At 61.3% G+C, this 26,463-nt stretch carries 34 protein-coding genes; 13 read left to right on the top strand and 21 right to left on the bottom strand.

Annotation, left to right across the window (positions count from 1 at the left end; translation table 11 throughout):
- Position 1: 1 nt before the first annotated feature.
- Positions 2–1,288 carry a plastocyanin/azurin family copper-binding protein gene (locus NKF26_RS19675; RefSeq protein ID WP_253234778.1) on the top strand — a complete coding sequence of 429 codons (1,287 nt, stop codon included), beginning with the start codon at positions 2–4 and terminating at the stop codon, positions 1,286–1,288.
- A 24-nt stretch (positions 1,289–1,312) separates the two neighbouring features.
- On the opposite strand, the gene NKF26_RS19670 is transcribed toward NKF26_RS19675, so the two are convergent.
- The 3 genes from NKF26_RS19670 to NKF26_RS19660 form a co-directional block, all read right to left on the bottom strand.
- On the bottom strand, positions 1,313–2,089 hold the full coding sequence (locus NKF26_RS19670) for a hypothetical protein (protein WP_253226378.1): 777 nt from the start codon (positions 2,087–2,089) through the stop codon (positions 1,313–1,315).
- 2 nt (positions 2,090–2,091) lie between these two features.
- Entirely contained in the window at positions 2,092–2,511 is a 420-nt protein-coding gene (locus tag NKF26_RS19665) for a heme-binding protein (RefSeq protein WP_253226377.1), read from the bottom strand.
- Between the two features lie 193 nt (positions 2,512–2,704).
- Positions 2,705–3,616 carry an alpha/beta hydrolase gene (locus tag NKF26_RS19660; protein WP_253226376.1) on the bottom strand — a complete coding sequence of 304 codons (912 nt, stop codon included), beginning with the start codon at positions 3,614–3,616 and terminating at the stop codon, positions 2,705–2,707.
- A gap of 53 nt (positions 3,617–3,669) precedes the next feature.
- Between NKF26_RS19660 and NKF26_RS19655 the strand changes: the two genes are divergently transcribed.
- Genes NKF26_RS19655 through NKF26_RS19645 form a run of 3 tightly spaced genes read left to right on the top strand, consistent with a single transcriptional unit; the run spans position 3,670 to position 6,210 of the window.
- Positions 3,670–4,203, top strand: a complete 534-nt coding sequence (locus NKF26_RS19655) for an NUDIX hydrolase (protein ID WP_253226375.1) — start codon at positions 3,670–3,672, stop codon at positions 4,201–4,203.
- Between the two features lie 55 nt (positions 4,204–4,258).
- On the top strand, positions 4,259–5,509 hold the full coding sequence (gene kynU, locus NKF26_RS19650) for a kynureninase (protein ID WP_253226374.1): 1,251 nt from the start codon (positions 4,259–4,261) through the stop codon (positions 5,507–5,509).
- Positions 5,510–5,547: 38 nt separating this feature from the next.
- On the top strand, positions 5,548–6,210 hold the full coding sequence (locus tag NKF26_RS19645; RefSeq protein WP_253226373.1) for a helix-turn-helix domain-containing protein: 663 nt from the start codon (positions 5,548–5,550) through the stop codon (positions 6,208–6,210).
- Here NKF26_RS19645 and NKF26_RS19640 read toward each other — a convergent pair whose 3' ends face one another.
- The 8 genes from NKF26_RS19640 to NKF26_RS19605 form a co-directional block, all read right to left on the bottom strand.
- A complete protein-coding gene (locus NKF26_RS19640; RefSeq protein ID WP_253226372.1) occupies positions 6,211–6,411 on the bottom strand; it encodes a hypothetical protein in 201 nt (66 codons plus the stop codon).
- On the bottom strand, positions 6,408–6,617 hold the full coding sequence (locus NKF26_RS19635; protein WP_253226371.1) for a hypothetical protein: 210 nt from the start codon (positions 6,615–6,617) through the stop codon (positions 6,408–6,410). The genes NKF26_RS19640 and NKF26_RS19635 overlap by 4 nt, the downstream gene beginning before the upstream one ends.
- A gap of 106 nt (positions 6,618–6,723) precedes the next feature.
- Entirely contained in the window at positions 6,724–8,331 is a 1,608-nt protein-coding gene (locus tag NKF26_RS19630; protein WP_253226370.1) for an AAA family ATPase, read from the bottom strand.
- A gap of 180 nt (positions 8,332–8,511) precedes the next feature.
- Positions 8,512–9,360, bottom strand: coding sequence for a VOC family protein (locus NKF26_RS19625; RefSeq protein ID WP_253226369.1), 849 nt, complete (start codon positions 9,358–9,360; stop codon positions 8,512–8,514).
- A gap of 50 nt (positions 9,361–9,410) precedes the next feature.
- Positions 9,411–10,019 carry a winged helix-turn-helix transcriptional regulator gene (locus NKF26_RS19620; RefSeq protein WP_253226368.1) on the bottom strand — a complete coding sequence of 203 codons (609 nt, stop codon included), beginning with the start codon at positions 10,017–10,019 and terminating at the stop codon, positions 9,411–9,413.
- A 45-nt stretch (positions 10,020–10,064) separates the two neighbouring features.
- On the bottom strand, positions 10,065–11,135 hold the full coding sequence (locus NKF26_RS19615; protein ID WP_253226367.1) for a glutamate--cysteine ligase: 1,071 nt from the start codon (positions 11,133–11,135) through the stop codon (positions 10,065–10,067).
- 45 nt (positions 11,136–11,180) lie between these two features.
- The gene (locus NKF26_RS19610) at positions 11,181–11,816 is read right to left on the bottom strand and encodes a fibrillarin-like rRNA/tRNA 2'-O-methyltransferase (protein WP_253226366.1); all 636 of its coding nucleotides are present in this window, start codon (positions 11,814–11,816) and stop codon (positions 11,181–11,183) included.
- Positions 11,813–12,658 carry an NOP5/NOP56 family protein gene (locus tag NKF26_RS19605; protein WP_253226365.1) on the bottom strand — a complete coding sequence of 282 codons (846 nt, stop codon included), beginning with the start codon at positions 12,656–12,658 and terminating at the stop codon, positions 11,813–11,815. The genes NKF26_RS19610 and NKF26_RS19605 overlap by 4 nt, the downstream gene beginning before the upstream one ends.
- A 284-nt stretch (positions 12,659–12,942) precedes the next feature.
- Between NKF26_RS19605 and NKF26_RS19600 the strand changes: the two genes are divergently transcribed.
- Both NKF26_RS19600 and NKF26_RS19595 read left to right on the top strand, forming a co-directional pair.
- Positions 12,943–13,713, top strand: coding sequence for a class I SAM-dependent methyltransferase (locus NKF26_RS19600; RefSeq protein WP_253226364.1), 771 nt, complete (start codon positions 12,943–12,945; stop codon positions 13,711–13,713).
- On the top strand, positions 13,713–14,102 hold the full coding sequence (locus tag NKF26_RS19595; RefSeq protein WP_253234777.1) for a methylated-DNA--[protein]-cysteine S-methyltransferase: 390 nt from the start codon (positions 13,713–13,715) through the stop codon (positions 14,100–14,102). Before NKF26_RS19600 ends, NKF26_RS19595 begins: the two co-directional genes overlap by 1 nt.
- On the opposite strand, the gene NKF26_RS19590 is transcribed toward NKF26_RS19595, so the two are convergent.
- From NKF26_RS19590 to paaA, 6 genes are all read right to left on the bottom strand, one after another.
- Positions 14,103–14,315, bottom strand: a complete 213-nt coding sequence (locus NKF26_RS19590; RefSeq protein ID WP_066137897.1) for a DUF2196 domain-containing protein — start codon at positions 14,313–14,315, stop codon at positions 14,103–14,105. It abuts the gene before it with no gap.
- A gap of 160 nt (positions 14,316–14,475) precedes the next feature.
- Positions 14,476–14,643, bottom strand: coding sequence for a 1,2-phenylacetyl-CoA epoxidase subunit PaaE (paaE, locus tag NKF26_RS19585; RefSeq protein ID WP_190303649.1), 168 nt, complete (start codon positions 14,641–14,643; stop codon positions 14,476–14,478).
- A complete protein-coding gene (paaD, locus tag NKF26_RS19580; protein WP_253226363.1) occupies positions 14,640–15,113 on the bottom strand; it encodes a 1,2-phenylacetyl-CoA epoxidase subunit PaaD in 474 nt (157 codons plus the stop codon). The genes paaE and paaD overlap by 4 nt, the downstream gene beginning before the upstream one ends.
- Positions 15,106–15,951: a 1,2-phenylacetyl-CoA epoxidase subunit PaaC gene (gene paaC, locus NKF26_RS19575; protein ID WP_253234776.1), complete on the bottom strand. Its 846-nt coding sequence runs from the start codon at positions 15,949–15,951 to the stop codon at positions 15,106–15,108. The genes paaD and paaC overlap by 8 nt, the downstream gene beginning before the upstream one ends.
- Positions 15,951–16,271 carry a 1,2-phenylacetyl-CoA epoxidase subunit PaaB gene (paaB, locus tag NKF26_RS19570; protein ID WP_066137905.1) on the bottom strand — a complete coding sequence of 107 codons (321 nt, stop codon included), beginning with the start codon at positions 16,269–16,271 and terminating at the stop codon, positions 15,951–15,953. Before paaB ends, paaC begins: the two co-directional genes overlap by 1 nt.
- A 1-nt stretch (position 16,272) precedes the next feature.
- Complete coding sequence (gene paaA, locus NKF26_RS19565; protein WP_253226361.1) at positions 16,273–17,214, bottom strand: 1,2-phenylacetyl-CoA epoxidase subunit PaaA; 942 nt, start codon at positions 17,212–17,214, stop codon at positions 16,273–16,275.
- A gap of 84 nt (positions 17,215–17,298) precedes the next feature.
- On the opposite strand from paaA, the gene NKF26_RS19560 reads away from it, so the two are divergent.
- Together NKF26_RS19560 and NKF26_RS19555 are read left to right on the top strand one after the other, a co-directional pair.
- The gene (locus NKF26_RS19560; RefSeq protein ID WP_253226360.1) at positions 17,299–17,940 is read left to right on the top strand and encodes a helix-turn-helix domain-containing protein; all 642 of its coding nucleotides are present in this window, start codon (positions 17,299–17,301) and stop codon (positions 17,938–17,940) included.
- Positions 17,941–18,000: 60 nt separating this feature from the next.
- A complete protein-coding gene (locus NKF26_RS19555) occupies positions 18,001–18,198 on the top strand; it encodes a hypothetical protein (RefSeq protein WP_253226359.1) in 198 nt (65 codons plus the stop codon).
- A gap of 168 nt (positions 18,199–18,366) precedes the next feature.
- Here the strand turns inward: NKF26_RS19555 and NKF26_RS19550 are convergent, their stop codons facing one another.
- The 3 genes from NKF26_RS19550 to NKF26_RS19540 form a co-directional block, all read right to left on the bottom strand.
- Positions 18,367–18,990: a molybdenum cofactor guanylyltransferase gene (locus NKF26_RS19550; protein WP_253226403.1), complete on the bottom strand. Its 624-nt coding sequence runs from the start codon at positions 18,988–18,990 to the stop codon at positions 18,367–18,369.
- Positions 18,991–19,007: 17 nt separating this feature from the next.
- Positions 19,008–20,561 carry an NADH-ubiquinone oxidoreductase-F iron-sulfur binding region domain-containing protein gene (locus tag NKF26_RS19545; protein WP_253226358.1) on the bottom strand — a complete coding sequence of 518 codons (1,554 nt, stop codon included), beginning with the start codon at positions 20,559–20,561 and terminating at the stop codon, positions 19,008–19,010.
- 213 nt (positions 20,562–20,774) lie between these two features.
- Positions 20,775–21,158, bottom strand: a complete 384-nt coding sequence (locus tag NKF26_RS19540; protein ID WP_253226357.1) for a PaaI family thioesterase — start codon at positions 21,156–21,158, stop codon at positions 20,775–20,777.
- A gap of 54 nt (positions 21,159–21,212) precedes the next feature.
- On the opposite strand from NKF26_RS19540, the gene NKF26_RS19535 reads away from it, so the two are divergent.
- The 5 genes from NKF26_RS19535 (at position 21,213) to NKF26_RS19515 (ending at position 25,265) form a co-directional block, all read left to right on the top strand.
- Positions 21,213–21,977: an enoyl-CoA hydratase/isomerase family protein gene (locus tag NKF26_RS19535; RefSeq protein WP_253234775.1), complete on the top strand. Its 765-nt coding sequence runs from the start codon at positions 21,213–21,215 to the stop codon at positions 21,975–21,977.
- Positions 21,978–22,416: 439 nt separating this feature from the next.
- Positions 22,417–22,866, top strand: coding sequence for a universal stress protein (locus NKF26_RS19530; protein WP_253234774.1), 450 nt, complete (start codon positions 22,417–22,419; stop codon positions 22,864–22,866).
- Positions 22,867–23,076: 210 nt separating this feature from the next.
- Entirely contained in the window at positions 23,077–24,249 is a 1,173-nt protein-coding gene (locus NKF26_RS19525) for a potassium channel family protein (RefSeq protein ID WP_253234773.1), read from the top strand.
- Between the two features lie 124 nt (positions 24,250–24,373).
- The gene (locus NKF26_RS19520; protein ID WP_253226353.1) at positions 24,374–24,673 is read left to right on the top strand and encodes a DUF211 domain-containing protein; all 300 of its coding nucleotides are present in this window, start codon (positions 24,374–24,376) and stop codon (positions 24,671–24,673) included.
- Positions 24,666–25,265: a VIT1/CCC1 transporter family protein gene (locus NKF26_RS19515; RefSeq protein WP_253226352.1), complete on the top strand. Its 600-nt coding sequence runs from the start codon at positions 24,666–24,668 to the stop codon at positions 25,263–25,265. Before NKF26_RS19520 ends, NKF26_RS19515 begins: the two co-directional genes overlap by 8 nt.
- A 124-nt stretch (positions 25,266–25,389) precedes the next feature.
- Here NKF26_RS19515 and NKF26_RS19510 read toward each other — a convergent pair whose 3' ends face one another.
- Positions 25,390–26,454, bottom strand: coding sequence for a zinc-dependent alcohol dehydrogenase family protein (locus tag NKF26_RS19510; RefSeq protein WP_253226351.1), 1,065 nt, complete (start codon positions 26,452–26,454; stop codon positions 25,390–25,392).
- Between the last annotated feature and the right edge of the window lie 9 nt (positions 26,455–26,463).

Below are 26,463 nucleotides of genomic sequence, written 5' to 3'. Positions count from 1 at the left end.
GATGCGACCCACGCAGAACAACGAGAACGACACGAGAGCAATGAACGAACACCGCGACAGGACAGCGAACTCGGTCTCACGTCGAACCGTCCTCAAACGAACCGCGGCGAGCGGGACGCTCGTCGGTCTCACCGGCACCCTCGCACAGGGCGGCGGCACGAAGATTCGGCTCGGCGGAAAGGTGGCCGGATGGCAGGGGCAGGCTCCGAACTCGATCAAGGGGCAGAAGAACCCGACGCTGAAGCTCAAACCGGGCAAGAAGTACACCGTCGTGTGGAAGAACCTCGACGGCCAACCGCACGACTTCGTCATCCGGGACAAGAGCGGGAAGCAGTTGGTCAAGACGAAGATCATGAACAATCGCGGGAAGACCCAGTCGGTCACGTTCACCGCGTCGAAGAAGATGGCGACGTACCTCTGTACGGTCCACCCGACGACGATGAAGGGTCAGGTGAACACCGGCGGCGGAAACGGTGGCGGGGGCGGCGGGTCCCAAAGCACCACCAGTTCGACGCAATCGGGGAACGACGGCAACTCGAAGAAACCCGCCAAACAGATCAAACTCGGCGGGCAGTCCACGGGGTGGAAAGGCATCGCCCCGGAATCGATCAAGGGGAAACTGAACCCGACGTTGAACCTGAAGGCGGGCCAGCCCTACGAGGTCATCTGGATCAACCTCGACGGCTTCGACCACAACTTCATCGCCATGAGTGCAGACGGGGACCCACAGACGGCGGACTACGGGAGCACCGTCGTCCGCTCACCGCTGATGAACGTGCAGGGACAGACCCAAACCGTGCGGTTCACCCCGAAGAAGGACACCAACGAGTACTACTGCGAGATTCACCCCGTCGAGATGCGCGGTGCCATCAGCACGGGCGGCAATGGAACCACCCAGACGACCACGAATCAAACGACGCAGACCAGTCCGTCGAAGACGTTCCAACTCGGGTTCAAGGACGGCAAATGGATGGGCCAGTCCTCGGGCATCAAGGGCAAGGCCAATCCGACGCTGACCCTGCAGCAGGGGCAACGCTACGCCATCAAGTGGACGAACACGACCTCGTACTCGCGGGCCGCGAACCGGCCGAACCTCGTGCTCACCACGAACTACCCGAACGGCCCGGCACTGTCCCGCTCGGACTTCCTGCTGAAGAAGGGGACGTCACAGACGGTGACGTTCACCGCGTCGAAGAAGCTGTCCGCGTACTTCGCGGAGAACTACAGGAAGGCACACGGCAAGATAGTCGTGAAGAGTGGCGGCGGTTCGACGACAACGACGATGTAGTCCGGGCCGATACCACCCGTCGGCTCATTTCACTCCGTCCAGTTCCACGATGTGCGCGCCACAGCCCTCACAGGTGGACGTGAACACCGTTTTCGACGGTTGACAGCAGGACGAGACGCGGTGCTCGTCGCGCGTCAACGTCGCGCCACAGGTCGGACAATCGGACAGGAACGTCCGTAAGCGCGTGAGCGCCTCCTCACGCGCGTCCGGTTCCATTTCGCCCCATTCGACGGACCGGTCGTTTCGCGCGCTCAGTTCGGCTCCTGCGGCCACGTCGGCGACGAGCGCGGCCGCGGACGGCCAGTGAACGAGGCGGTCCCCGGAGACGACGAACGCGCGCCCACCGATGGACGACACGTCGCCCTTGGCAACGCCGAGCAGGTCCGCGACGTCCCGTGGTCCGATTCCCTCCGGATCGGTCGATTCGATTCGCCGCTGCCACGCATCCCGAAACTCGGGCGCGAGACAGGTCGAATCGCTCGAACTCCCATCACACGGGACGACGACGTTCATCGACGAGAGGCGTTCGAACTCGCCCGCCGCGACCGTCGATTCCGGCTCCTTGCTGAACAGCCGGAGCACCTCGCTCGGGAGGTAGTTCGCCGTCAATTCCGGCGTCCCGGGTACGAGGTAGCCGCGGAGGTAGATGAGGCCGAGGGAGACGACGAACGTCGCCGTGCCGACGAAAATCGAGAGGCTCGCCAGTAGCAGGCTGATGACGACCGCGATAAAGAGGTTGACTGCGGTACAGGGAAGACAGCGATTTTCCCCGGTGTACGCCGGTTGCCGTATCGAGTGCACGGCTAGTGAGTCAACGTCTGGAACTGGTCGATACCGGCGCGCGCGACGGTCATGTCTTCGTCCACTTGGCCGCCGCTCGACGCGATCGTGCCGACGATTTCGCCGTCCCGTTCGAGCGGGAATCCCCCGCCGAAGATGACGATCCGGCTGTCGTCAGTGGTCTGGAGTCCGTACAACGAGTTCCCCGGTTGTGACGGTTCGGCGAGTTCGTGGGTCGGCATTTCGAGCGCGGCGGACGTGTACGCCTTGTTCCGCGAGATGTTCACGCTGGCGAGCCACGCGTCGTCCATCCGATGCTGTGCGATCATGTTGCCGTCCGGATTGGCGACCGTGATAACCGACGGAACGCCGATATCCTCGGCCTTTCGTTCAGCGGCGTCTATCAACTGCTTCGCCGTTTCTAACGTTATCGTCTCGGACATGGTTCCCCCCACGTCGTCCTCGATTGGGATTCGCCTAAACGTTGTGGCGGATCCACGACGTTCACCGTTCTGCGGTCCGTATCTCGGCGGTATTCGTTCGATGCTTTTGCTCCTCCAGCCGTCGCTTCCCACCGCCTTCTCGATGTGACGTCCAGCCACGGCGTCACGTCGGCAACCACCGCATCACCGTCCGTCACATCGTGTGGAGCGATTCGGCGACCGAATCCATCGCCCCGTCGGCCGTCGTCACGTCGCCGGTGAGGCTCAGGAAGCCGTGTGCCATTCCCGAATAGTGGTCGTGTTCGACCTCCACACCGGCGTCGTCGAGCCGTTCGGCGTAGGCGATTCCCTCGTCACGGAGCGGGTCGTGACCCGCTGTCACGACCGTCGCGGGCGGGAGACCCGAAAGATCCTCCGCCAGAAGTGGCGATGCGAACGGATTCCTGCCGTCGACCGGACTGCGGAGGTAGTGGTTCCAGAACCACTTCATGTCCGCGCGGGTCAGCAGCGGGCCGTCCCCGTTCTCGTCGTAGGAATCGGTGTCGAAGGCGTGGTTCGTGATGGGATAGAGGAGGCTCTGATGCGAGAGCGTCGGCCCGTCGAACTCGCGGGCGTGCAGGGCGACGACGGCCGCGAGGTTGCCACCCGCGCTCGTTCCCGCGACGCCGAGGCGGGTCGGGTCGCCGCCGAACGTCGCCGCGTGTTCTGCCACCCAGTCGAGCGCGGCCACGGCGTCGTCCACCCCCGCCGGAAACGGGTGTTCGGGCGCGAGTCGGTAATCCACGGAGACGACGGCGCAGTCGGCGCGGTTCGCCAACTCGCGGCAGACGCCGTCGATGGAGTTCAGCGTTCCGAGCGTCCACCCGCCGCCGTGGTAGAACACGACGACCGGCACGTCTCGTGCGTCCGGTCGATACACCCGAATCGGGATTTCACCGCGCGGACCGGGGATCGAGAGATTTCGCACGAACTCGACGGGGTGGCGGTCGTCGAGGGTGAACACCTCGTCCTCGACGCGACGCGCGCTTTCGACCGACAGTGCGTGCCACGGCGGCACGCCGGTCGCTTCGATTCGGTCCACCGCATCACTCATCTCGTCGTCCATATCGAACTTCTCCTAGCATTGGAGTTATACTTTCAGCCTTCGAAAGGGGAATCATGTCACTCGAAGTGCGAAGCCGTGACGCCACGACGGATAGCCTCCGTCGGCTTCGACACGCATACGGCATGTTCCCCGTCCACGACGAGCGAGTCGAAAACGACCCGGATTACTTCGAACACGGCCGAGAGAAGGCCGAGGACGGCTGGCTCGGCTCCGCTGGGGTCTGGGTTTCGGACGCGGACGACCGAGTCGTGCTGATTCGGCACCCGAAAGCACCCGACGCGTGGGGCGTCCCCGGTGGCGGCCACGAACCCGACGAAACGCTCTCCGAGACGGCCCACCGCCAGGTGCGCGAGGAGACGGGACTCCACTGTCGCCTGACCGACGTGCTCGGCGTTCGGCGGAAGGAAATCTCGACGGAGACCGATTCGAACGAGCGAATTTTCGCGCTGTTCGTCCTCTTTTCGGGCGTCTGTGTCGGCGGCGAACTGGAAGTCGGTAACGACGTGCTCGACGCCCAGTGGTTCAGTTCGCGCCCGGACGACGTCCTCGACTTCATCGAGCCCCAAGTCCAGCGCTGGTGGTGGTAGGCGGACGGGTCGCCGGTGCGCGTACAATCAAGTGCTCGTCGCCGAAACGTCCGGTATGGATACGGGTGCCGACGACGCCAGACGACGTGACGACGCCGACCCGCTCTCACACCTCCGGGAGCGATTCGTGGTGCCGGACGGCGAGTTGTACATGGACGGGAACTCGCTCGGCGTGTTCTCGACGGATGCGGAGGGGGCGCTATCGAACGTGATCGAGGAGTGGCGGGAACTGGGTATTCGCGGGTGGACGGACGCGGACCCGGACTGGTTCCACTACGGCGAGCGATTGGGCGACCGCCTCGCTCCGCTCGTCGGTGCGGACGAACGCGAAGTCGTGGTCGGAAACTCCACGACGGTCAACATCCACGCGCTGTTCTCGACGTTTTACGACGGTGGGGAGGTCGTCGTCAACGAACTCGACTTCCCGACCGACCACTACGCTATTCGAGCGCGGATGGCGAATCTGGGACTCGACCCGGACGGACACCTCGTCGTGGTCGAAAGCCGGGATGGACGTACCATCGAGGAAGAGGACGTTATCGATGCGCTCTCGGACGAGACGTCGATCCTGTTCATGCCGTCGGTGCTCTACCGGAGCGGCCAGTTGTTCGATATCGAGCGATTGACCGCGGCCGCACACGACCACGACGCGCTGGCGGGGTTCGACCTCGCTCACTCGGTTGGGGCCGTCCCCCACCGGCTTTCGGACTGGGACGTGGATTTCGCCGTCTGGTGTAGCTACAAGTACCTGAACGCCGGGCCGGGTGCGGTCGCTGGCCTGTACGTCAACGAGCGTCACTTCGGAACCGAACCCGGATTGGCTGGCTGGTGGGGTCACGACAAGGAAACCCAGTTCGAGATGGAGACGACGTTCACGCCCGCCGACGATGCTGGCGCGTGGCAGATCGGGACGATACCCGTCTTCAGCGCCGCACCGCTCTGGGGGTCGCTCGAACCGTTCGAGGCGGTCGGCATCGATGCGGTGCGCGAGAAATCGCTGGCGCTCACGGAGTACCTCATCGAACTCGTCGACGACCTCCCGGAGTACGAGGTGGGAACCCCGCGCGACCCCGAACGACGCGGTGGCCACGTCGCCGTCGAACACGAGGAGGCGTACCGAATCGGGGAGGCGCTCAAGGAACGCGGCGTCGTCGTTGATTTCCGCCCGCCGAACGTGATTCGGATCTGTCCGGCACCGCTGTACGTCCGTTTTCGGGACGTTTGGCGGGTGAACGAACACTTGCACGAAATCGTCGAGACGGGGGAGTACGAGTCGTTCGATCGTCGCAGTGGTGGTATCACGTAGCCATAGGACGTATTACGGTTGCTGGCGATCGTTTTCGTATGAGTACGATAGCGGAAATAGAACTCCCGGCGAAGGAGTTCGCGCTCAGAACTGCCCTGGAGCGTGCCTCGAATCCCGAATTCGACGTGGTTCGTGTGGCAGCACACGATTCCGACCACGTGATGCCCTACCTCTGGGTGTCGGCGGACGACATGGACGCACTGGATTCGGCGCTCCGAGAGGACAGAAGCATCGAGGAACTCACCCTCATCGAAGATCTCGGCGACGAGCGGCTATATCGGATGCATTGGGTGGACCAGATTCACGTCGTCATTCACATCCTCGTCGAGGAACAAGCGACCATCCTGAACCTACACGGCAAGGATGACCGCTGGCGGCTTCGAATCCTGTTCCCCGACCGCGATTCGCTGTCGGCGACGTACGATTTCTGTCAGGACACGGGTCTCTCTATCGACGTACGAAACATCTACGAGATAAGCGACACGCGCCACGGACTGTACGGATTGACCGAGGAGCAACACGAGACGCTGATGATGGCGCTCGAAGGGGGGTACTACGACGTCCCACGTGGGTCGACGGCCGACGATCTCGCGGACAACCTCAGTATCTCCCATCAGGCGGTGTCCGAGCGACTCCGCCGTGGGCATCGAAGCCTCGTGAAAAACGCGCTCGCGGTGTCGCCGAACGACGGTCGGAACTGATCAGGCGTCGTTCATTCGGCGGGTGGTTTCCTCGCCACACACCGTACAGACGCTGATTCGGTACGGCTCACGCGAAAACGAACTGTGTTCGGCCTGCTCGTTTTCGGTGCGGATTTCGATACTGACGGTGTGTGGAGTGTCCGTGGCGCAGGTCCGACACCCCTCGACCTGGTCCTCGTTCCGGCGCGGTTGCGAGTTCATCGTCGCTCCTCGACGCTTTTCCGAAAGGCGAGACAGTCGAGCCACAGGTCCGTGACTCCGCCCGTGGCCGTTTCGCTTTCGTGCTGGGGTGTACCGTACAGTCGCTCGGGGTCGGAATCAGCATCGACCTCGTGCTGTGGGTCGCCGTACAATCGGCGTTCGTCGTCCGTCTCTCCCGGAGTCCCTCCCACCGACATGGTACTCATATTTTCACCTCTATTGAAACGAAGTGGCTCCCGTCGGAGGTGACTCCTGCCTGCCTCAGCAAGCGGATAAAGAGGGGTTACGTTCGAGAACTGACCGAAATCGAAATCAGTTGCCGCCGAAGACCGACCCGAGTTGGTCGCGCCACTCGTTGAGTTCCTTCATCTCGCTCTCGATGGATTCGACGTCCGCACGGAGCGTTTCGATCTTTTCGTCCATTCGCGTTTCCGCGGCCGAAACGGAATCGGAGAGTTCGGACACGTCGTTCGAGACCGATTCGAGTTCGTCTTCGAGCGATCCGACGGCTTCGAAGTCGTCTCGGAGTTCTTCGATCTCCGCTTCGATCGACCCGATCGCTCCGAAGTCGTCCCGTAGGTCTTCGAGTTCGTCGTCCAAGGCCGAGGCCTCCTGCGTGTTCGTCGCGACGAGGTCCTCCAGATCGTTCAGTTGTGATTCGAGGTCTTCGAGGTTCGATCCGACATCGTCCAACTCCTCGACGTCCGATTCGAGGTCTTTGAGGTCGGATTGAAGCCCCGTTTCGAGATCGTCGAGGTTCGTTTCGAGGTCGGCGACGCGAGCACGGGCCTGTGCGCCTTCGTCCTTCGCGCTCTCGATATCGTCGCCCATCTCGCCGAGTTCCTCGCGCACCGATTCGACTTCGCTCTCGAAATCCTCGATGAGGGTCTTTGCCGTTCCGTTGTCGTCGATGAACTCCTCCAGCGCTTCCGTGTATGCCGCGAGGTCGTCCACGCGCGACTGTAGGTGACGGATTCGGACGTTCGTGCTCTCGGGCGTGTCCAAATCGAGTTCCTGCTGGATGAGCGAGAGATCCTCGGAGTCGACCGCTCCCGCGCGAATCTCGTCGGCGAGCGCGGCGGCGACGCTTCCGGGGCGTGGCGGCGAGGCCGTCTGTTCCTCGCTCGTCTCGACCGGCGCTTCGAGGATATCGTCGTCGGTAGCCGACGCCCCGAATTCGTCCGCTTCGTCTACCGTACCCGTGAACAAGGGATCGCTCTCGCCCTTGTCCTCGTCGTCATCGGGAACCTCGGAATCGTCCTCGTCGATGCTGGCGTCGGAATTCGTATCGACCGTCTCGTCGAGCGGATCAGCTTCGTCGTCCGCGACCGGGTCAGCCACGGTATCAGCGAGTGGATCGCTTCCCACGTCGGCGAGCGGGTCCGCGGGTTCGTTCGACGCTTGGGTTTCGTCCGCGTCGTCGTTGAGGCCCGGAAGTCCACCCTCTCCCGCGATGACGTCGCGGACGACCTGGCTGCTGTCCTCGGAGACGATGTCCGTGATGGTGTGTTCTTCCATGCGCTCTTCGCCGTCGGGTTCGGCGTCGCCAGTGACCGGCGTGACCTCTTCGAGTTCCGGTTCGATGAGGAAATCCTCGGCGTCCGACCAGTCCGAAAGCCGAATCCCGTACACCGTCGTCAGCGACTCGTTCGGTTCGAGCGTCCGCTCGAATTGGACGCGGTGGTCCTTGTAGGCCGTCCAGTTTTCGTTTTCGTACTCGGGGTGAAATCCGACGTTGTCCATCGGGAACTCGTCCGGGATTCTATCGGTGATGCGGACCGTCATCGCGTCGTCGTGATCCGACCGGAGTTCGAACCGAATCGCCGGGACAGCGAACTCCTCGCCGTCGAACGATTTTTCGATCGTGACCCCACTCTCGGACTGTGAGAGCACTTCGTTCCCGCTGCTGAAATCACTCATACTGTGCACATCCAAGAATGGATATATAAATCATACGCCGATGGAATTATCGAAAACCTAGTAGTAGGGACGATTCTACTACCAGACGGAATACCGGGTACTTTTGTTGAAACACATCTTGGGCATTATGAGGGCTAAAATTCGGATTTAATCTGGCATACAAACTGAAATCATCTGGTGTCAGTCAATAATGGATAGTCGAACAGTAATCGTATCTGCATCAGACACTTCGAACCCACGCTCGGTCGGCGTCGTGTCGATTCCGCGTTCGATACAACGCTCCCGTATCCTTTCGAGTGACTTCCGGTCGGGGACCAACAGTTCGAACCACGCCAAGCCTCGTCCCGTCGCCGGTTCACTCCGGCCGTTCCACGTGTTCACGCCGACGTGATGGTGGTAGCCGTCGGCCGCGAGAAAGAGCGCGGACGGGCCGAACTCCTGTCGAACTCGCAACCCCAACGTCCCGGCGTAAAACTCCCGTGCGGCGGGAATCGACGATACTTCGAGATGGACGTGTCCGACGACCGTCTCCGATGGGACCTTCCCCTTCCCCGTCGATTCCGTTCTGAGTTCATCGATATCGAGTGGAAGCGTGTCCATCTCGACGTGGCCGTCCCCGTCGGTCGGCCACTCCTCGCGGGGGCGGTCACGATACACTTCGACGCCGTTGCCTTCCGGGTCCGTGAGGTAGAGTGCTTCGCTCACGCGATGGTCGGACGCACCGCTTAGCTCCCATTCCTCCTCGATACGCACGAGTACGTCGGCCAAGGCACGTCGTGATGGAACCAGAAACGCCGTGTGGAACAAGCCCGTCTCGGGTGCCGTTCGTGGCGACGCGTCTGAATCGTCAACGAGTTCGAGCAGTGGACGGTCTCCCGCGCCGAGAACGACGGTTCCGCCGCTCTCACGTTGGCGTTCGAGACCGATCACACTCTCGTAGAATCTGCTCGTTCGGTCGAGGTCGGTGACGCGTAGCGCGACACGACCGACCATCGTTTCCGGAAATATTTCGAACTCCGTCCCAGTCATCCGAAGGAACGAACGGGCGAGAAGACCGTGGCTCTTGCGAAACGAGCGGTTTATTCCTCGTCTTCGTCGTCGGTTCCAGTCGCGTCTTCGTCGTGGTCGCCGGACGGTTCGTCCGAGATGTCCTCGACCTCGATACTCACGGGTTCCGTTTCGGACACCTCGTCGTTCAGGTGGTCGTCGAGATTGAACACCGTGTTGAGTTCCCGTTGAACTTGGTCCACGATGCCGCCGACGAGTTCGCTCGGTGCGATTGCGGTATACTCGTACGGGTTGTTTCCGGCACCCGAACTCTCGCGCTTCTCGCGCGCGACGTTCTCCTCCTCGTGGAGTTCGGCGAGCGACTCGCGTACCGTACTCGGGTACAGCCCCGTTCCCTCGGCAATCTCCTCGCTCGTGCTTCCCGGATTCTGTCGGAGGTAGACGTAAATTCGGGCGCGGGTCTCGGTGTCGAGCACCCACGAAAGGAGGTCTACAATTCCTTGGTCGAACCCTTCGACCGCCCGGTCGGCCTCCTCGTTGAGGCGCTTGCGACCACGCGACAGTGGTTTTTCCTCGTCTCCTTCCTCCTCCATCTCGTCCACACCGCTCGTATCGACGGGAATCTCGTCGCCGGTATCCTCGATCTCGTTTCGTTCGTTGTCAGTGTCGTCCCCAGACATGTCGTTCCCAGAAGGACAAAAGTCGGTAGCGGGTAAAAAACTTGCTTACAACAGAAGCGATTCGCACAGCGCCTCGAAGCTCTCCTGGTCGTTGAGTCGCCGTTGATGCGCCGCACCGCTTTCCCCGTCGAAGATCTCGCCGATTCCGGAGACTCCGAGACGGTCACACTCCCGTTCGACCACTTCGCCGAGCGAGATTTCGCCGTCACAGTCACGATTGATGAACGACGCGTCGTGTCCGTAGCGGAGCGCGCGCCACTTGTTCTCGTCCAGCAGTTCGCGGCGGTGTCGATAGCCGGACTCGCCGTCCTCGTACCGTTCCATGAGGTCGGTGACGAGTGCGTGAGTGTACTCCACGAACGCGAGCACGCGCTCCGGGTCGGCCTGCCCGTCCGGTGTGCGGACTTCGACCGTGCCGTGACCCGAGTGGGGTCGGACATCGTACCAGAGTTCGCCGCGGTCGTTTATCGATCCGGTTTCCACCATCGTCCGCTCGAACTTCGAGAACGCCTCGTAGTCCTCGAAGTACGTCGGCATGCCGGTGTTCGGTAACCCTTCGAAGATCTTCGCCCGTGCCGATTGGAGGCCCGTATCGTAGCCGTTCCAGTACGGCGAGTTGGCCGACAGCGCCAGCATGACGGGAAGATACCAGCGAATCTCGTTCGCCACCCAGACGGCCGCGTCCGCGTCGTCTACCCCGACGTGGACGTGCAGACCTGCCGTAGTGTTGCGATGTTGCGGGTACTGGATTCGGTCCAGTTGTGCCCGATATCGGGGCTTTTCCGCGTGGTCCAGTTCGCGCCACTTTGCGCCGGGGTGGAGTCCCGCCGCCGCGATGCCGTAGCCGTTCGTCCTCGCGTGTTCGACGAGTGCCTCCCGAACCGCACGGACATCGTCCTCAACGTCTGACGGCGTCGTCTTCGGCGTCTGTGTCTCGATGACGCATTTGAACAGTTCGTGATCCAGTCGCCCTTCCAGTATTTCCGGCGGGGCGGTCTCGTAAACGAGTTCGTCGGTACCCGCGGTTGGGACACCTCGGTCGTCAACGACGTAGAACTCCTCTTCGACGCCGAGCGTGCCCATGTCGGTGAAATTCTCGGCCGAACCCAAATCCATTTTTCGAGAGTTAGCCACCACACACGTAAATACTTCCGGAGACGGTCAGGTCTTCCGGGGAACCGCGACGACTCCCAGGTGATCCACGTGGAACGGTTCGAGTCGCCGCGTTTCGAGGATTTCGTACCGTTCGCGGAGGGTTTCGAGCGCGTCCTCGAACACCGATTCGGGGTCGCTCGCCACGTCCTCACTTCTGGCTTTGATCGCCAGCAAGAGTCGGCCATCCTCCCGAAGGAATCGTGCGTTCTCACACGCGACACGTGCCTGACCGCGCGTCGCCACGTCCTGGACGATTACGTCCACGTCGGATTCCACGACGTGAGCATAGCTCGCCGGTTTCCGTGCGTCTTTCAGAAGCGGGAAGAGGTTCTCGCGCGCTTCGACCGCATCGAGCAGGTCGCGGGTCGGGCGGGGTGCGAACTCCACGGCGTACGTCGGTCCCGAGAAGTCGGCGACGTGACTCACGGTCGTCCCGCTGGCCGCGCCGAGATAGAGAACCGTCTCGTTGCCTCGTAGGCCAGTGTCCATGTCGTGTTCCAGCATCGCGGCCAACTTGGAGCGCCGGGCGTCCCAACACCGCCAGTCGCCGTCGGTCGGTTCGCCGTAGACCGGACTGCCCGTCGTCGCCAGCCGCTCCTCACCGCCGAACTCGTGGCGTTCGACGCCGTTTGGAAGGTTCATTTCCCACCCCGCGAGTGAATCGTTTCCATCCGTCGATCGAGTTCTTCCTTCAGCTCTGGGTTGGGTTCGCCCGAGTAGTGGTCGATCCGCGCGGCGATGACGAGTTTGCCCGAGAGCGTGCGCGCCGCCGACCCGCGCTGGTCGTGCGGGGCCGCCCGGACGGCCTCGTGCGTGTAGATGATACCATGCTTCGGCGACGAGGCGTGGCCGCGAAGGTGGGCGAACAACGCGTTCTCCGCGCCGAGTACCTGTACCGTCCCGCCGGGCATCTTCGCCAGCGATTCCAGCCCGCCAGCCAGCGCGATGAGTCGCGCGGCCAGCACCGGGTCGGCCAGCGTGGCGAGGTTCGGCGCGACTGCGGGGGCCTGCCGTTCTACGAACGTCCGGAGGTCGTCGCGCTCGTCCGCGAGGTCGGCGACGCGCTCGGCCAGCGACACGACCTGTTTTTCGACCGGCGTCTCCGGGTCGGTTTCCGCGAGTTCGCGGGCGTACGCGATTCCCGTTCCGGCGTCGGGGTACAGCGTTCCCGCCCATTCCGCGACGCGTTCGGCGAGTTCGTTCGCTTCCGATTCACAGTCGTCCATCGCCCGTACCGCGTGGACGAGTTGACGGTCGTCCGCCCGTTCGCGCTCCGTCACGGCTTCGCGGGTCGCGCGGATGCTCGCCTCACGGAGCGTGGCGTAGTACTCCGCCTCGTCGTCCGCGAACCCGGTTTCGACGGCCTGCTCGGGCCAGTTGGCGGGGGCATCGGCGCTCCCCTCCTGGATGGCGCGTGCTCCGGACTCCACGTCGTCCGGTTCGACGCCCGCGAACCACCCCTCGTCTCCGTCCGATTCGGTCATGGCCGTGGGTTGTGCGTCTTCTCTTTTAAACCTACGTTTACGGGTTCTCGAACGAGGATTGAGACCGGGGTTCTTCCACTCGGGCGGACGGATTGCGCGATACTGACCACTCACATGGCGTGCACCAGCGACCCCGAGGCTAGCAATCGGTCGAGGGTTTTCTGGGATTTCATCGCAGTAGTTACTGAAATCACGGTTCCGGAAAATCCATCCCGTACAAACGTTCTCTCAACGGTTCCCATCATGATACGAGTAGTTAAGACCCGTCCCCAGAGTGAGAACCTATGGCCGGTCTCTATGCGCATCCTGACTACTACGAGATTGCCTTCGATTTCCGCGACGTGGCGGCAGAGGTAGATTTCTTCGAAGCTTGCATGGACCGATTCGGTGAACACTCGAACCGTCCCGACTCCGTCCTCGAAATCGCCTGTGGCCCGTGTCCGTATCTGCTCGAATTCGATTCGCGGGGGTACGATTTCACGGGGCTGGACAACTCCTCGGAGATGATTTCCCACTCCATCGGAAAGGCGCGCGAACACGACATCGAGGCGACGTTCCTGCGGCGGGATATGGCCGACTTCATTCTTCCCGACGACGTCGACTTCGCGTTCTGCGCGCTCGGGTCGCTGTATCTCGACTCGAACGAGGCCCTTCTCTCACACCTCGATTCGATGGCCAACGCGATGACGCCGGGGTCGCTGTACTGTATCGACGGTTCCATCGACTTCGCTGGCGGGACGTCCTCCGGGACCGAATGGGAGACGACGCGTGGGGAAACGACGGCTCGATTCGAAATCGAGCAGGAACCGATTCACACGACCGAACAGTTGGTTCGACAGACCTTGACGACACGGGTCGAGACGCCGACTGACACCGAACGTTTCCGCGAGGAGTACGTCATCAAGACGTTCGCTCCCCAGGAGCTACGTTTGCTCCTCGAAAAGACCGAGTTCGAACACGTGGGCTGGTTCGATAGCTTCGACCTGTCGACCCCCGTCGAGAGTTGTGAACCGGGGACGCTCCACCGCCCAGTGACGGTCCTCCGGAGGCAGTGATGTTCGTCGACGTTTGGGAATGGCGGATGGAAATCGACGAATCGCTGGTGGTGGCCGACGAGACGGAAATCCGGGAGCAAGTCGCCGAATACACGGTCGGTGAGCGCAAGGAGTTCGACCTCGACGTCGACTATCCGGATTCGTTCACCGGACGGGTCATGACCGCGATGGCGGGCGTCCCCCGTGGCGAGACCCGAACCTACGGGGAAATCGCCGGAGAACTCGACACGGCGGCGGTCGCGGTCGGTCAGGCGTGTGGCCGCAACCCCGTGCCGCTCGTCGTCCCGTGCCATCGTATCGTCGGAGCCAACGGCTTGGGCGGTTTTTCCGGCGGGGACGACGACCGTCTCGGGCTAAAAGAACGGTTGCTCGAACTCGAATCGGCCTGATCACTCGTTCGGCGCGATGCGTTTGACGCGCCCGGTAATCCCGGACTGCAGTTGGACTTTCACTCCGCCGGGTTCGGTGTGCTCCTCGGAGAGGACCTTCGCGATTTCGCCACGGAGCGGTTCGGCCTCGTCCGCGTTCTCTGCGTTCGTCTGCTCTATTTCGACGGTCATACCACGGCTCAAATCTTCTCGCGTCGGTCGGTCTACGGACATACGCTGGACTGCAACGGACACCGGAAAAAACGTGATGGCCACCGCCGGTCGTGGTATCGTGTTTATATATCCGATACTCGTAGAAAACGGTTATACGATTCACATCCCTCCTCTGGAGTGCGGCGGCGGTAGCCCGTAGCCGAAAACGTACCCCTATCCACTACTCGAACTTTTCGAAGGGTTGTTCGCAGGCGTCACAGAAGTGCATCGACCGACAGAGCGACGGCCCTTTCGGGTGTTCTCGGTGGGTGTCCGTCGAACCGCAGTACGGACACTCCGCGCCCTTGTCCTCGCCGCTCGTCGTCACGCTGGGGTCGAGTCGTCTCATATGCTCAATCCGAACTCCCTGAGGTCGTCTTTGCCCTGCTCGGTCACCATCTCGATGGACCACGGCGGGTTCCAAACGAGTTCGAGGTCGGCGTCTTCGACGCCATCGACCGCCGCGACCCCGTTCACGATGTCCTCGGTTAGCATCTTACGGGCCGGACAGCCAGTGTAGGTCAACGTCATGATGACGGTGACGTTCGCTCCGGCGGCGTCGCCGCCTTCGTCACGAGACGCCGACGGAGTCTCGCCGTCCACTTCTACCCCGTAAATCAACCCCAAATCCACGATGCTGATGGGCATCTCGGGGTCCTCGATGTCGTACAGCGCGTCCCAGACGCGCTGTTCGAGACCCGTCGCTCCTTCGCCCGTGGCGGGCAAATCCTCCGGAGAGCGTCCGGTTTCCGAGTAGTCGGTGTACGCACACGCGGTCGGTTCGGAGTCGATATCGTACTCCTGTGGTTGGTTACTCATCGTCTGGGTCCGGCATGATCCGGTGGGTTTCGGTTCGCCCGAGTTCCCGGTACGTCCGCGTCATTTCGTCGTGAAGGTCTGCCCAGTCGTCGGTGTGGGTTCCGTCTCGTCCGATGTGCTCGGGGAGCAGTGCGTCGATGTCGCCGTCCTCGACTTCCGTCGGCAGTTCGATGCCGAGCGACGTCAAAAACGGCACCACGACGTCGAGCCATTGGTCGCGCATCGAGTCGAGCGAGTCGGTTCGAATTCCGAACTCGTCGATGTCCTCGCTCGCGTCGCCCGCCTCGAACAGCGTCAGCGCGTACGGGAACAGTCGGTCAACGGCCGCCTGCACGCGTTCGGTGCCCTCGTCGTCGCTCGTCAGCCGTTCGAGCCAGTTCTGGGAATGTTCGCGGTGGTAGTTCTCCTCGCTCAGGATTTTCGCCACGCGGTCCGCGATTCGTGGATACGACGTCCCTTCGAGGGCTTCGAGTCGGAGTTCCTCGGCGACGTCGTAGAGGTAGCCGCGCACGATGGCGTCAGCCCAGTCGCCAGTTTCGAACGCCCCCTCGACGAGCGTCGAGTGGCGGAAGTCCGCGGGGTCGCGCTCGAAGATGAGTTCCGATTCCGTGTAGCCGAAGTCCTCCAGCAGGTCGTACCAGAGGCGGGCGTGACCGAGTTCGTCCTGTGCGATGTTCGAGATGGCGAGATCGGATTCCAGTGTGGGAGAGCGAACCTGCCATTCCGTGTAGCGCTCGGCGAGAACGAGTTCGTCGTCCGCGAGTCGGCGGAGCAGGGATTCGACGGCGGCCCGTTCGTCGTCGCTCAACTCCTCGGGACCGGCGAGTTGCGCCGACATTATGCCTCACCTCGTCGCCGTTCGGCGTCTTCCTGTTCGCTCTCGGACTCCTCGATTTCCTTGGCGAAACTGGTGTCGATGCGGTTGTACGCCATCACCCATCGGTAGGATTTGTCCGTCGTGCCGCCGAAGGTCGTCTCGTCGGCATCCACTTCACCGATTTCGTCCTTCGGAACGACCCAGATGCTGTTGGTCGGCTTGCGCCGCCCGTGTTGAATCTGGGCGAACATGAGCGCCATATCGCGGTCGGGCGCGTGGACGTTTCCGCAGTGGGTGTGATACTTGCCAGCTTCTTCCTGTCGAAACACTTCCCAGATCATCTTAATCAGCCGCCACCGGCGTGTTCGAACCGCTCGATTCCCAGTCGTCCATCACGTCGCGGACCCACTCGGCCGCGTCCTGTGCGGCTTTGCGGCCGTTTATCTGACCGAGGCCGGGTTCGTAATCGTTCTTGGCGATCTGGAAGAACTCGTCCCAATCGAGGTCGTCCTCGCGCACCTTGTACGTCTTCGTCTCCTCGTCGTACTCGATGCGTGGCTCGTCCGGAATCTCCAAGCCGTACTTCTTCGCCTTCGGGATGTAGGCGGTAAGGAACGCGCTACGGAGTTCATCGTTCGACATCGTTTTCAACCCGACTTCGGACGAGAAGTCGTGGTGGGTGCTCTTGTCGTTGGTCGGGCCGAAGAACTGGATGATGCGTGGCCACCACTCCTCGAAGGCGTCCTGCATGAGTTCCTGTTCCTTTTTCGACCCCATCGACAGTTCGCGCATGATGTCCTCGCCGTGTTTGACGTGGAAGCCCTCCTCGAAACAGACCTTGTCCATCGCGTGGGCGTAGGGTTCCCAACTCGTGCGCTTCAGGGTCGCCTGTCGGCGCATCGCGGCACCGTCCACGAAGAAAGCGATCATCGGCGTCTCCCACCAATTCTCCATGTTATAGTGGAAACAGTTCAGGAATTTGCCTTCGCCGTTCGCCAATTCGTCCAGCATCTGATCGCGGGTCTTGATGCCGAGCGACTCGGCGGCGCGGTAGAGCAGTTGTCCGTGGCCAATCTCGTCCTGCACCTTCGCGCTGAACGCCAGCTTTCGGTCGAGGCTCGGAGCCTGTCGGATGAACGGGCGTTCGAGATACGCGCCCATGATTTCGGAGTTCGCGTGGAACTGAATCATCCGGGTCGCGGCCTTCCGGTACTCCTCGGGCATGTCGTCCTTCGGACTAAATTGCCGAGGACCGGCACGCTCCTTGACGGTCTCTATGTCCATGGTCGATAATTATCGACCCCGACCCATACCAATTCGCCCGCCCATAGACGGGGTTTAAATACTATCCCTGCCTACAGACGCTCCATGATAGACGAATGCCTCGTCGTGGAATTCGCCGTCACGGGCGACGACTGTCCGCTCGCCGAGGCATCACGCAAGGCGGAGACACGGATCGATTGCAAGCCGCCACAGCACCGTGACGACGGCTACACACTCCTCCGATTCAGCGCCCCGGCTGAAAACGATGCGCTCGTCGACGTCCTCGACGGGGATGACCGAATCAGATACCTGCACGTCACCACGACGGACGGCAGACGGAACTTCCGCTGTCTCTCCAAGCATGCCTGTGTCGTCCACGAACTCACCAACGTCGGGTTCATGGCCGAGTCGCTTCGCTACCGGGAGGGGAACGCGAAGTTCACGGGTGCGGTCGTGGGTCACGACGTGCTCCAAGGCGTCCTCGAAGCAGCGGGCGAGACTGTCGGCATGCGACTCGAACGCGTCCATCAACTCGGGTCCCAGGACGAAAACGCCGTGGCCCAACAGTGGGACGTAACGCCCGCACAGGAACGTGCCCTCCGAACAGCCTTGGAGTTCGGCTACTTCAGCGTCCCCCGCGAGACCACTGCAAGCGATGTGGCTGGCGAGTTGGGAATCAGCAAATCCGCGTTTCTGGAACGGCTCCGTCGCGCCGAGCGGTCGATGTTCTCGCAGATGTTCGCGTGATACTGTTCACGATCCGACTAGACGCAAGATTCTTGTCCTCTTCCCTGATATTTTCAGTTCGTGCCTGCCCTCGAAGTCCCTTCCCGACCTGAGCCCCTCCTCCTCGTCCTCGGGTATCTCTGTATTTCACAAGCCCACACGCTACCCGATGGATTCGCACTGCTGGGCTACGTGATCGGTTTTTTCCTGATCGTGTTGATTCCCCTGTCGATACTGGAGAACGCCGACTCGCGTTCGGACGCCAGTAGCTCGAAATAGTCCTCCTCTATTTCCGATGCGTCTCGATACGCAACGCTTCGCGGAGCGTGAACTGGATAGGTGAAACGGCGAACAGACGGCACGGCCGGACGTGGAGCGGTGTGCCGTACTCCCGCGAGTCGCTCCACGGCGTTCGTCAGCGGATACCGGCCGTGGCCGCGTCTTTCCCTATAAACGTTCGTCCCCACCAAGCGTCGCGGCGGCGCGTTCGAACTCCTCGCGGGTGTTGAGGTTCTCGAACGAGGTCAACGACCCGTGGTCACGGAGGTCGTCCTCCTCGATCACTACGTACTCCAGTTCCGACAGCGGTTCGACGGTTCGCCGTTCGTCGCGGTCGAGCGCATCGTCGCACGCTCGAACCATCGGGTCCGTCCGGTACACCGCGTGGGTCGTCTGCAACCACCCCTCGAATCGAGGTACTGCGGCGTCGTGACCCCGTGCTCGATTCAGCAGATAGGAAACCAGTTCCGGGTCCACGAACGGCATGTCGCAGGCGACGACGGCGGCGTACTCGTGATCGCAGGCCGCGAGGCCGGTTCGAATCCCGGCTACTGGACCGGCGTCAGGTACGGTGTCGATGGCGAATCGGACCGACGGTGAGAAGTCGGACAGCGCGTCGGCGATGGCTGACCGCTGGTCGTCACGGCAGTTGACGACGAGTTCGTCGATTACGCCCTCGATTCCGTCGGCGACACGGCGCACCATCGGCACCCCGGCGAGCGGTGCGACCGCTTTGTCCGCGTCCCCGAACCGAGTCGAGTACCCTCCAGCGATGACGACTCCTGCGGGCATGCTGTTCGAACTCGTCGTTATCGTTTCCCACGACACGCACCGCTCGGGCATCGGCCTTCCGCGTGTGCGCGGAACTCGGGTTCGAATTCGTCCATCGCGGTCGTCACCGGCCGCGATGCGTCCTTGCCGAACTGGCAGATACTCGTCTCTCGCATCGTGCGGCCGAGTTCGCGGAGCATGTCGTCCTTGAACTCGCCGGAATAGACATCCCGCACGAGGTTCGTCAACTGTTTCGACCCTTCACGGCACGGGACACAGCGCCCGCAGTTTTCCTCCTCCGCGAACTTCGCCCGCGTCCCGGCGGTGGCAACGGCACATCGGGATTGGTCGAACAGTTCGACAACGCCGTCCGTCCCGAGGTGCGCACCGGTTAGCGCCGGTGCGCTCGGCGTGTGGTCGAGCGAGCGCGTGACGCCGCCGAACTGGCCGCCGACGCAGGCCATCTTGAATTCGCTATCGAGGCTCACCGCATCCTGAACCGTCTCCAAACTCCCGCCGGTCGGGAGTTCGAGCGTTGCAGGTGCAACCACGTCACCCGTAACCGTCACGAGTCGGGTTCCGGGGTCCGCATCCTCCGCATCGAAGGCGTCGGGCGAGCGCAGTGCGTGGCGTACTTGCGCGAACGTCCGCGGCGTATGGACGATGGTCGGCCGCCCGTACAATCCGTATTCGCCGGGCGATGGCGGGCGGAGACGGGCCTCCAGTCGGTCGTTGCCCTCCAGCGCTTCGAGAGCCATGGTCGGTTCCGCCGCCATGTACCTGTCGGGGGCCTCGGCCGTTCGAATCGTCACGTCCTCGCCGACATCCGTCTCGGAAAACACCTCCATCGCGTCTCGAACGCGCTCGCTGGTGGCGTGGGCCGATTCCGGAACGTACACGATGATGTCCACCGCTCCGACGGCGTGTGCGACGGCCGTCGCTCCGTCGAGAACCGAAATCGGGTCGGCTTCCAGCAGGAGTCGGTCGGTCCCGTTTCGGTCGTCGGTTTCGCCGCCGTTCACGACGACGACGGGGTCACCGTCGGTTTCACGGGCGACGGTCCACTCTTCGTCGATGGGTTCGTCCATCGATGCGTCGCCACGTCCCCGGCCGAGCAAGCCGAGGGTTTCTACTCGTTCGAGGACTGCCTCGGGAGCGTCCGCCGCTTCTTCGGCGACGAATCCGTCGTAGCCGTCCGCTGTCGTCGGGTCCGTCCATCCACAGCGTCCGAGTACGTCCCGGTGACCGACCGCGAGGGGTCCGTCGTCCGGAACCGGAAGTTCCGTTTCCCCTTCGTCGTGTGACACGACAGCATATGCGCCCTCCTCGACGACGGTACCGTCCTCCAGCGCTTCGACGAGGGTCCGGGCGTGTTCGGGCGTACAGTTCGCATGAAAGGCGGTCGTTCCGTCGTTCGTAACCGCTGCGAGCGGTGTTATCTCCTCGATTCCAACCGGGCCGACGTTCACCACAGCGACCGTTTCCGCCGTGTCGCGTGCACCATCGAGCACTATCTCCGCGTCCTCGCGTCCCGCCCCATCCGAGACGCGAAGAATGGGTGCATCGGGTGCAGACGAATCAGAAGTTCCCATTCCCCATATACTGGCACTGCCAGTGGATAAAAGATTATGACCAAAATACCGACAGGATGATGAAAAATGCGTCGTCGAATACGGTCACCGTGACGTCGTCAGAACGGCGGTTCGAGTTCCGACTTGGACTCCTTTCGTCGGACGATGACGACCGCAATGACAGCCGCGAGGGCGAGCAACGTAATGAGTGCTGAGTGACATCGCTTCATCGTCTCACCCCGTTTTGTAGACGCCGCGTGCTTCCGCGATGTGTTCGCCGTCCTCGTCGTAGACGTTCACATCGACGGTTCCGACGTCGCTCCCGTTTCGCACCACGTCGGCCTCGGCGCGGAGGTCACCCGTTCCCGCGCTGAGGTAGTCGATTCGCATGTCGATGGTCGGAACCGGTTGATCGTTGAGCGACACCAGCGCCGCGCCGCCGACCGTGTCCGCGAGGGTGAACGCGACGCCGCCGTGGGCCATGAGTCGGTCCTGATTCCACGAGAGTTCCTCGCGCATTTCGAGTCGCCCCTCGGCGTGTCCATCCGCCGCTTCCGTCACCTCGACCCCGAGGAGGTCGGCGAACGGCATTCCTTCGAAGAACGCTTCGATGTCCATATCACGATTGCACACGGGAAGTAATTAAATGTGCTTGGGGCGACCCTCTCCAGTATGCACGTTTCCGACGACGACGGCATTCGGACGATAACGTTTGACCGCCCCGAGGTTCGAAACGCCTTCACGCCCGAGGCGGCTGGCGAACTCGCCGAAATCCTCTCCGAGAGCGACCCGAAGAAACACGACGCGGTCGTGTTGACGGGCGAAGGCAAGGCGTTCAGCGCGGGTGGCGACATCGAGTCGATGGCCGAGCGCGAGGAGAACGTCCGAGAAGCTTATGAACGCGTCCGCGACACGCTCTCGCGCGTGGTGGAAGAAGTCCTCACCGCGCCCGTTCCGGTCGTGGCGAAGGTCAACGGCGACGCGGTCGGTGCGGGAATGGCGCTCGTCACGGCGGCGGACTTCGCCTACGCCACCGAATCCGCGCGGTTCGCGGCGTCGTTCATCAACGTCGGTCTCATCCCCGACATGGGTGGAACGTTCATCCTCCCACGACTCGTCGGTCTACGAAAGGCGAAGGAACTCGCCTTCACCGGCCAGCTAATCTCGGCCGAGGAGGCGGCCGAGTTGGACATCGTGAACGGTGCCGTCTCCGAGGAGCAACTCGACATCCGCGTCGAGGAACTGACGAGCCAACTGGCCGACCAGCCGACCCACACCATCGCGCTCGGCAAGCAGGCCCTTCACGAGAATCTGGGTAAAGACTGGCGCGAAGCGCTCGACTACGAGACGATGGTTCAATCGCAGGCCTACGACATGCCCGCTCACAGGGAAGGCGTCTCGGCGTTTCTGGAAGGTCGGGAACCCGACTTCGAGTGAACCGCCCCGAACGGGTACCTCGTAGTCGGCGGATCTGTCCGGATTTTGTGAATTCTGTCCATCATCTTCTCGTGATAGGCTGTCGAACGTCGAACTGATAAACTTCATTTCGCTCTATGAAATTGTATCTGTCTCGATATTCCTCGTTCGGGGTTCCCAAGGGTATCTTTTGGAAGATCGAACTGAATTTTGCATCGGGAAACGGTTCACCCTCGTATTTCGTGGTGTGAGATTTTACGGGCGATTGGGACAGGCGGACTCCATCGCCCTTCTCTTACATTCATGTACACAGCATACCGATTCTCGTCCTTGGATTGATGATTCTCGGTAGGAAGTCTCGATCCGTATCGAACTCACATCCGCTGTCCGAGGACGGGTTACGGATGGTTCTCTCGCGCGAGAGAGTAGCATTATTTTGCTTGAACGTGACTTATTACGTATGTACGAGCGAATTCTTGTGCCGACCGATGGGAGCGATGGGGCGGCCAAGTCGATGACGGAAGCCTTCGATCTCGCTGAGGAGATGGGAGGGATGATTCATGCACTCTATGTCATCGACACACGGAATTACAACACGCTTTCCGATACGAAATGGTTGACCCTCGAAGACGAACTATCGGAGATTGGCGAGCAAGCGCTCGAAGATGTCGAAGCGCAAGCCACCGCGAGAGGGATTCCAGTCAAAACGTCGATCGAGCGTGGAATTCCGCACGAAGAAATCCTCTCCTATGCTACCGACATCGATGCGGACGTTATCGTGATGGGGACTCACGGTCGGAGCGGCTTACAACACTTCCTCATGGGAAGCGTCACGGAAAAGGTCATCCGAAGCACGGGTCGCCCCGTCTTGGTCATTCGAGGAATGGACGACGAGAGATCGAAGGAATAGTCGTACTAGGCTACTTCTCAACTGCTCATTCGGTGCTCGCGTAAGAACAGCGAGGTTCCCGCGCGATTCGACTTCCTCCGTCTACCGAGGACCGTCCTGGGCCCCTTCCGTCGGAAGAGGCGTACCTTGTTTACCGCGATTTTGAGAAAGAACGTTTACGCACGAACCCGTTTTCTATTACAGTCTCGTAGGGACATCGAGAGGATCACCATGGCTGGATTCGACCCAGCGGATTCGTCCGAACCTCGGAACGTGAAATCGTTGGTTCAGGAGATGAAAGACCGATCCGGATTGTTGCTTGACCTCGCGTATTCAGCAGTTCTACTCGTCGATCAGGATGTGACACCGATCGTGTTCGATCTCGTCGACCGGATCGATACACTCGAACTGCAAGCGCGGATGAGTCTGTTGCTCGCCGCGCGCTCGCCATCGGATGCCGAACAACTCGCTCCAGTTCTCGGGATTATCGATGCCGTCGATGACGTTAGCGATGCCGTCGCGGAGATCGTCACCATCCTCGACGACAGAGAAACGCCGTCGGATCTCCGTAGTGTCGTCCCAGCCACAGCACCGATCGTCGTTTGGCAGACAGTAGGAAGCGACACACTGATCGGAGAGAAATCGCTCGGCAGCGTCCGTTCCGAAATCGGACCGGACATCAGCATCGTTGCGATTCAACGCGATGATGCGTGGATCTTCGATACGAGGGCCGATATGGAGCTACTGAGCGACGATGTACTGTTTCTTCGCGGGACACGTGAGACGTTGCAGAGAACCGGCCAGGTACTCGAATCGGGTCCGAGTTCATCAGCCCAAATCGATGACGTCGATGTCGCTGCTCGGATCATAGTCCGAATGAAACGTTTGGCAGAACTCGCAGTCGGTCTTGCATATGGGTGCATTCTCTACGACAGTCCGAATCTCGCAGCCGAGGTTCAACGGTTGGACCGAGAGTTACGCGACTGCCAAACTCTCCTTGAAGACTGGACGCTCCGAGCCGCCAGACGGGGCACGGAGCCGACTGACGTACGGTGGTTCATCAGTATCGGCGCGTGTAGCCGACTCATCGGCGATGCAGCACTCGAAATGAGCGAAGGAGTTCGTCTCGGTCTCGAAACACCCCCTGTCGTTGGCGAGGCCATTGCAGGGAGTGACGAGCACATCCATCGCGTTACGGTTGATCCACGAAGTGAAGCGGTAGGTGATACACTCGATGACCTCGACCTCACGGATGACGGAGTGGAAACTGTGCTTGCAATTCGTCGTACTGGGGGAGAATGGGTTCTCACCCCAACTGGAACGACGGTTCTCAAACCGAACGATATCCTGCTAATAATGGGAACTCGTGAGAGCGAACGTCGCCCGCTTTCGGGAAAACTATGAAAACACGTGCCTGTAGGCCGATTTGGTTCTCCGCAGACTGCAAGTGGAGGGATGACTCGAGTCCCGGCTACGATACCTGTGTTGTCGACCGAATGTAATTGTAGCGGCATAACGTAGCATAGCTATGGCACCCGTCCGACGAATCGTTCTCGACACGTTGAAACCACACCATCCGACCATCCTTCGGATGGCAGAGGAAGTCGCAGATACGAGCGATGGCGTCTCTGGCGTAAATGTGACTCTCATCGGGATGGACCGAGAAGTCGAGAACGTGAAGCTGACCATCGAAGGGGACGAAATCGACTACTCGAAGGTGAAAGACGCGATCGAAAATCTCGGAGCGACGGTCCACTCGATCGACGAAGCTGTTTGCGGGGCAGAAATCGTCGAGGAGCACAAAACGCCACAAGATCCGCATGTCTGAGCTCGGTAGTCGTCTTCGCACGACGCTGCACGAGTATCGTGAGACGTTCGCCAACGGCGACGTCCGGGCGATTTCGCGGCGCTATTTTATCGCGAATGGGTTCGATATGACGCTGACGAGTATCGGAATCACCGTCGGGGCCTTTCTGTCCGGAGTGACTACCGGCGCGACCGTAGTCAAAGTCGGACTCGGGGCTGGAATCGGGTTGACGACCTCGGCCGTGTGGAGCGTCTGGGAAGTCGAACGTGCGGAAAAACAAGCGGAACTGCACCACGTCGAAAATGCGATGCTTACCGATCTGTCCCGGACGGAACTCGCCGTCCACAACGACCGAGCACGAAAGATCAACGCCGTAATGAGCGGTCTGGGACCGATCGTCGGGTTACTGCCGATTACACCCTACCTTCTCGTCGGGATCGTTTTCTCGATGGTGAGCGCGACGGTCGCATCGGTGAGTATCGGCGTCGGGACGCTCTTCGTCTTCGGAGCGTACATGGGATCGATTTCGAAACAACGGTGGTATACTGCAGGCCTCAGAATGGGCGTCGCCGGAATTTTCGTCGCGCTCCTCAATCTCCTTCTTCCCGGATAACGCATCGTAGGGAGATGGGACGTGCATTACCGACCGATAACTTCTAAATCGGGCGTTTGAGATACTCCCATACTTGCCTACGGATTTGCAGAAACTCACTCAAAAATTGTCGATTGATGGCTGTCTAGCTGAAGTCACTACAGACCGGAATTCCCATCGTATCGTAGTCGCTCATCGCCGCGAGCGTATCCGGAACTTCGTCGATAGAGATGGTTTCCGATACGAGTTCGGTCGGGTCTAGTTTCCCGGTCTTGATCATATCCAACATCTCGGAGTACCGGGACGGTTGGAGACCGAGCGAACCGCGGAAATCGATCTCTTTTGCCACGAATTCGTCGGTCGGCAGCGCCACCTTACCGGCTTCTTCGGAAGTGGTCAGTCCAACCTGAACGTGTCGTCCGCCTTTTTTGAGCGAGTTCACCGCGTTCAGACACGTCGTCTCGATTCCCAACGCATCGACCGAACAGTCGGCACCGCCGTTCGTGATGTCCCGAACTTCCTTTGCGGCGTCGTCGACTTCGCTCGCGTTCACGGTTTCGACCGCGCCGAGGCTCTCGGCTTTGTCGAGTTTCTCGTCGAAGAGGTCGACTCCGATGACGTTCGCACCGAGCGCGTTCGCGATGTGAACGGCCGAGAGTCCGATACCACCGAGGCCGTGAACGACGACATTCTCACCGTTGCCGACATCGCCGCGGTGTGCCATCGCGTGATACGACGTCATGAACCGACAGCCGATTCCGGCGGCCGTATCGGGGTGGATGCTATCGGGCAGTGGGACTGCGTTGATATCCGCGTGTGGAACGTGAACCTCTTCGGCGAACGCACCCGGGGCTTCGTTCATGAAGCCGAGGCCGACGTGGTTCTCACAGATATTTTCGTGCCCGTTCCGGCACAGGTCACATTTTCCGCAGGCGAAATTGAAGGGAATCGCGATATGGTCCCCTTCCGAGACACTCTCGACGTCTTCGCCCACTTCTACGACGGTACCACACGGCTCGTGGCCGAGGACGTGCGGCGGGTCCGGTCGGTAGCCGAACCAGTCCCAATCCCCCTGCCAACAGTGCCAGTCACTTCGACAGACTCCACACCCGTTGACCTCCGCGACGATGCCATGTGATTCGGGCTCCGGTCGTTCGACGTCCTGTACTTGCAGCGGTTCTTGGAATTCCTCGAGTACTACGGCTCGCATTGCACGTCA

This window comes from Haladaptatus sp. AB618 (assembly GCF_024136965.1).
Lineage (GTDB): Archaea > Halobacteriota > Halobacteria > Halobacteriales > Haladaptataceae > Haladaptatus.
This window is presented reverse-complemented; position numbering and strand designations above follow the sequence as displayed.